The organism is Parafrankia soli (assembly GCF_001854695.1).
In the GTDB taxonomy this organism is placed as follows: Bacteria; Actinomycetota; Actinomycetes; order Frankiales; family Frankiaceae; genus Parafrankia; species Parafrankia soli.
This window is the reverse complement of sequence record NZ_MAXA01000072.1, coordinates 1-4,995: the sequence shown is the minus strand read 5'-3', so window position 1 is coordinate 4,995 and position 4,995 is coordinate 1. Positions and strand designations below refer to the sequence as shown.

Sequence of the window (4,995 nt, the reverse complement as noted above, 5' to 3'; positions counted from 1 at the left end):
AGACCCCTCCCACGAGCAGGAGCAGATACCTGCGCATCACCGCAAACCGAGATCGCCACACCTCACCCAGCAGACGTTCACAGACAGCGCACTAGCTACTTCTCGAGCCACAGCTCCTCGGGTCGCAGGGAGCCATTGCCGTATTGGACGACGCCGCCGACGTTCTTGTTTGCAATCGCGCTCGGTGCCACTCTCGCGAAATAGATCACCGGGACCAGGTCGGTGAGCTGCTCCTGGACGGTGGTGTAGGCCTTCTCCCGCTCCTCCTGCGAGGTCGCGGTCCGGCCGGTCAGCAGGGCCTCGTCGAGCATCGGGTCGTCGATGCCGGTCTGGTTGGCCACCGAGGTACTGTGGAACACGGTCCACATTCCGGGCTCGGGGTCACGGAAGAACCCGCCGGAGACGATCATGTCGAAGTCGTGCTCCGAGCGCACCCGCGCGAGCTGGGAGAAGTCGACGGTGGCGATCTCGACCTTGACGTTGTTGAACGTGCTGAGCTGGGCCTGGATGTTCTCCGCTGTCGTCCGGTTCTCGGTGCTGGGGTAGGCGGAGAAGGTGAACGACACCGGCTTGCCGTCGGCGGCCAGCTCGTCGAACAGCCGTTGGGCGGTCGCCTTGTCCTGCCTGCGCAGCGGGGTGTCAGAGTAGAATGGGGACCCCTCGGCGAATAGGGTGTCGACCATCTCCGCCTCGCCGCTGTAGACAGCCTGGTTCAGGGCGTCGAGATCGAGGGCGGCGGAGACAGCCCGCCGGGCCCGGACGTCGTCGAAGGGCGCCCGGCGCATGTTCAGCGCGAGGATGGTCCCGCCGTTGAGCTCCTGCACGTCGACGGTCAGGCCCTGCTTCCGCCCCTTCGCGATGTTGAGCCAGTTCGAGTCGACAGCCACGTCCGCGCCGCCGGAGATCAGGGTGTTGTACCGCTGGCTGGAGTCGGTGGCCGCGCGCAGCGTGAGCCGGTCGAGATAGGGCTTGGGCGCATCCCAGTAGCGGGGGTTCTTGACCAGGTCGAGATTGGCCTGCCGGCTCCAGCGCTCCAGGGTGAAAGGCCCGGCGCCGATCGGGTTCTCGTTGAACGCCTCCGCGCCCTTCTGTAGGGCCGCGGGCGAGGCGACCCAGTTCATCGCGCTGGTGACGATCGAGTAGGCATAGTTGGGCACCGGAGTGGCCATGGTCGCCTTGAGCGTGCGCTCGTCCACCACCTCGGTGGACTTGACCATAGCCGCCTCGGCGGGCGAGGTTGTGCCGGTGGCCGGGTCTCGCATCCGGTCCCAGTTGAACTTGACGGCCTCGGCGTCCAACGGGGTGCCGTCGGAGAACACCAGGTCCGGACGCAGTTTCAGGGTGAAGGTGGCGCCGCCGTCCGCCGACTCGAACGACTCGACGAGGGAGTACTGGATCTCGCCGGTCTTCTCGTCGTCGGTCAGTAACGTCCCGTACAGGGCGTTTCCTAAGACCGGCGTGATCGCGTAGGCGTTGCCGAGCCGGGCCGGGTCCAGGGTCGTCGGGTCACTCAGCATGAGGACCGTCGCCTCGCCGCCTGGCACCGGATCACCAGTGGCGGGTGCGGATGGGGAGGAACCGGAGCCGCCGCCTCCGCAGGCAGCCAGAACCAGCATTACCAGGCCGGCGACAGCGGGGGTGAGGGAACGTCTCTTGCGCACAGTAATGGCCTTTCGTCAAATATGGGATAGGTGGGAAATGGCGGTATTCAAAAGGAACGGGCCGGAGCTGGCCGCGGGCACACCCAAGGTTGGATGCGTAGAAGATTAGTACTAGTACGAGAGGCCCTTTACGCGATCGACGGCCTTCACCGTCTGCCGGCATCTGCCGGACCGGACAGCAGGGATTCGACCAGCTCCGGCGTACCTAGAGTGGGCTGTCTCGGGTCAGGTGCCTGAACCGTCGGCGCACAGCCGTGCGCGGTTGATGTCGAATGCGGTACCGGCAGGGTTGATCCGAACGAATGCGTTGCACTGAAGCGGCTGAGTTCTGTTGGCGTTAAGATCGACTGGATCGATCAAGCCGCCCGCATCATAGTCGGTCACTTTTCGTAGAGATTCGATGAAGCCCTCTCGGGTGGGGCAGTCCCCGGCCAGCTCAAGACCGCGAATGAAAAGGTCAGCGTACAGGTAACCGTAGAGTGCGAACTGTTGTTCAGGTTCTGTACTCTCAGGAGCAAATCGCGCCATAGCGTTGCGGTACTGGTCCATGGCGACATTCTGTGATTCAAAGGGGTGAAAGTTCACGGAGAACGAGACACCAGCGAGCTGCGGTCCGAAAGTGCGCAGAACGGTGCGGTCGTATCCGGTGACCGAGACGACAGTGTTGAAGAAGTTCGGCCCCGCGGTACCTGTGGCCTGCAGTATCTCGACGAGATCCTCGGGAGCTGTGAAGGCGACGATGGAATCAGCGCCGCTGTTCACTATTTGACGTGCCACTTGGATCGGGCTGTCGACGCCGCTCGCATAGGAGATGGTTTCGGTTGTGCTGACTCCAACAGCAGCAAAGGCAGCCTTGAACCTTTCAATGGCCTGCACGGTGAAATCCGGTGACCCGGTCATCACGAAGGCGGCCTTTGTCCCACCGCCAGCCTGAATGTAGCGAGCGGTGACTGCGGGAGAAACGTCATACATGTACGCAAACAGATTTGAATATTTTACCCACGCCGGGTTCGCGAGGCCGGTTATCGGGATCCCATGGGCCGAAAGACTATCCAGTGAGCCGCCGGCGGCGGCTGTGGCCGATATGAGCCCGAAGACAGACTTGTCTTGGACCAGTTCCTCGGTGACGTGGGCGTTCTCCGACGGAGACGAGCCATCGTCGCGCCAGTCGTAGACGAGGCGGCGGCCGTTCACTCCACCGGTATCGTTAGCCAGGCCGATCCGGGCGTCGACCCCGGCGCGGGCGAAGGAGAGCACGGAACTTCCGGGGCCCGAGTCGGAGTAGATGAAACCAATCTTCACCCGGTCAGCCGTGACCCCGGGACCGTCGCAGGCACCCGCTGACCCATCTCCCCCTTTTCCCTCCGCCGAACACCCAGTCACCGCGACCGCAACCGCAACTGCCGTAACCGCCACCACTCCGAATCTTCTTGCCAAACCACCTAAGTGCATCAATTACTCCACAAGAGATAAATGGTTCATGGCGAGAAAAATGGTGACCCGAATTTTGACTCCCATTCGGATCGATACACCGCCGAAAATTTTATCGCCATAAAACCAGAGGCTGTTTCATAACTCGGTTTGGGTGTGGTGCGGCGGTCCGTTTGGTGCTTGGTCAGCCGGCCCGGCTGATGTTGTACAGATGCGCGATCCCGGCCGCGGTGACCCCGAGGGTGCGGGCCTGGCGGCGGTAGTCACGCAGGACCTTCCAGGTCTTCATCCCGGCGAGGGTGTGTTCGACGCGGGCCCGGACCTTGCGGTGCACCCGGTTGAGTTCCTCCTTTCACTCCGGTAGCGGCTGTCCGTCGAGGGGTTTCCGATACGGCATGATCACGTCTGGGTGGCCCTGGTAGCCGCCGTCGGCCATCACGGGCCGTCCGGCGAGGCGGTCTTTGATCCCGCTGGTCTGGTAGACGATCGTGTCGTTGCGGTTCCCTGGCTGCGGGTCGCCCAGGGCGATGACCAGGCGGGTGTCCGCGTCGATCGCGACCTGCGGGTTCGTCGAGTACCGGTAGTTCTTCGACGGGGCGGCCAGGGTGTGGTCGCGGGTCGGGATGAGCGTGCCGTCCACGATCGCGACCTGGTCGCGAGGGCGTCGTTTCGCCGGGGCCAGGGCCAGCAGCGGGCCGATCGTGTCGATCACCCGGTACGCGGCCGAGTAGGACACCCCGAACAGCGGGGGCGATCTGGCGCAGGGTCAGGTTCGTGCGCCAGCAGACCGCCGCCAGCAGCACCCGATCCGGCAGGGACAGTGCCCACGGCCGCCCCGGCCGGCCATCCGCGGTCCGGTCCCCACCGCGTTGGGCGACGAGGCGGATCAGCCGGCGGAACGGGGTCGGCTTCAGCCCGGCGAACGGGAAGATCCACTGAGGGTCAGCAGCAGAGATGACCTGCACCCCAACATGATCCACAAGGCAGCCGGCACCCGGGTACGAAACAGCCTTTAAGGGCGCGGGATGTTGGTCCTCCTGGCGGCCGACCGTTCCGTATCAGGCGACGGCGACCTCGCCGACGAGGGTGGTGCGGTGCATGAGCCGGCGCGATGTGGCGGCAAATGGCGTCGCCCGGTGCAGCATGCCTGTGTTATCCCAAATAACCAGATCCCCGGGACGCCACTGGTGACGAAGGACGAACCGTGGCTGCGTCGACCAGTCGAGCAGTCTCTTCAACAAATCCTGTCCCTCGCTCGCAGGCATGCCGATAACCTCACCAGCGGTCGCGCCGAGCAGTAGCGACCGGCGGCCGGTACGGCGGGTCCACACAAGCGGGTGCTCCCGGACGGGCACTCGGGCCCACGCAGCTCTCTGTTCCTCGGTCGTGTCCGGATGGGCTCGCTGCTGCGCCGCGGCGAAGCTATGTACCACTCTCAGACCGTCGATCCGCGCCTTCTCCTCCTCTGAGAGGGCGTCGTAGGCAGCGTAGGTGCTCGCGAACTCGGTGTCCCCGCCATTCGGGTCCACCTCACGTGCCGTAAGCAGCGTGGCCTTCTGCGGCAGCTCCTCGGTGGCCCCGTCGATGTGCCAGAGGAAGTTCCCTTGCCGATACCAGGCGCGCACGGCGTCGGTCTTCGACGGGTCGAGCGTGATGGTGGCGATCTCCGGGAGCTCGTGCTCGCCTGTGGGGTTGGGGGCGACATCACCGAGTAGCCGGCTGAACGCAACCAGGTCCTGATCGCCGATGTGAGCTTCCCGGTAAACGACGACGCCGTACTGTTCCAGAGCTTTCAGACAGTCGGCGGCCGCCGCCGGGGTGGGCAAGTCGCGACCACGCAACCCAGTGATCTCCAAGCCGACGTGTGTACTGAGGGGAGTGGCGGTACTGGGCATGACACTCC

3 protein-coding genes and 1 pseudogene are annotated in these 4,995 nt (G+C 64.5%); all 4 read right to left on the bottom strand.

Annotated elements, in window-relative coordinates:
• Positions 1 to 95: 95 nt before the first annotated feature.
• Positions 96 to 1,616, bottom strand: a complete 1,521-nt coding sequence (locus tag BBK14_RS08330) for an ABC transporter substrate-binding protein (protein ID WP_198541210.1) — start codon at positions 1,614 to 1,616, stop codon at positions 96 to 98.
• A 270-nt stretch (positions 1,617 to 1,886) separates the two neighbouring features.
• Positions 1,887 to 3,113, bottom strand: coding sequence for an ABC transporter substrate-binding protein (locus BBK14_RS08325; protein WP_071060740.1), 1,227 nt, complete (start codon positions 3,111 to 3,113; stop codon positions 1,887 to 1,889).
• 163 nt (positions 3,114 to 3,276) lie between these two features.
• Positions 3,277 to 4,057: pseudogene (locus tag BBK14_RS08320) on the bottom strand (transposase).
• 93 nt (positions 4,058 to 4,150) lie between these two features.
• Positions 4,151 to 4,987: a TauD/TfdA dioxygenase family protein gene (locus tag BBK14_RS08315; protein WP_071060744.1), complete on the bottom strand. Its 837-nt coding sequence runs from the start codon at positions 4,985 to 4,987 to the stop codon at positions 4,151 to 4,153.
• Positions 4,988 to 4,995: the final 8 nt, after the last annotated feature.

What these genes read in the sequence shown, in the direction of transcription:
- BBK14_RS08330 (WP_198541210.1), bottom strand. Translation starts at nt 1,616, where the DNA reads ATGCTGGTTCTGGCTGCCTGCGGAGGCGGCGGCTCCGGTTCCTCCCCA.
- BBK14_RS08325 (WP_071060740.1), bottom strand. Translation starts at nt 3,113, where the DNA reads ATGCACTTAGGTGGTTTGGCAAGAAGATTCGGAGTGGTGGCGGTTACG.
- BBK14_RS08315 (WP_071060744.1), bottom strand. Translation starts at nt 4,987, where the DNA reads ATGCCCAGTACCGCCACTCCCCTCAGTACACACGTCGGCTTGGAGATC.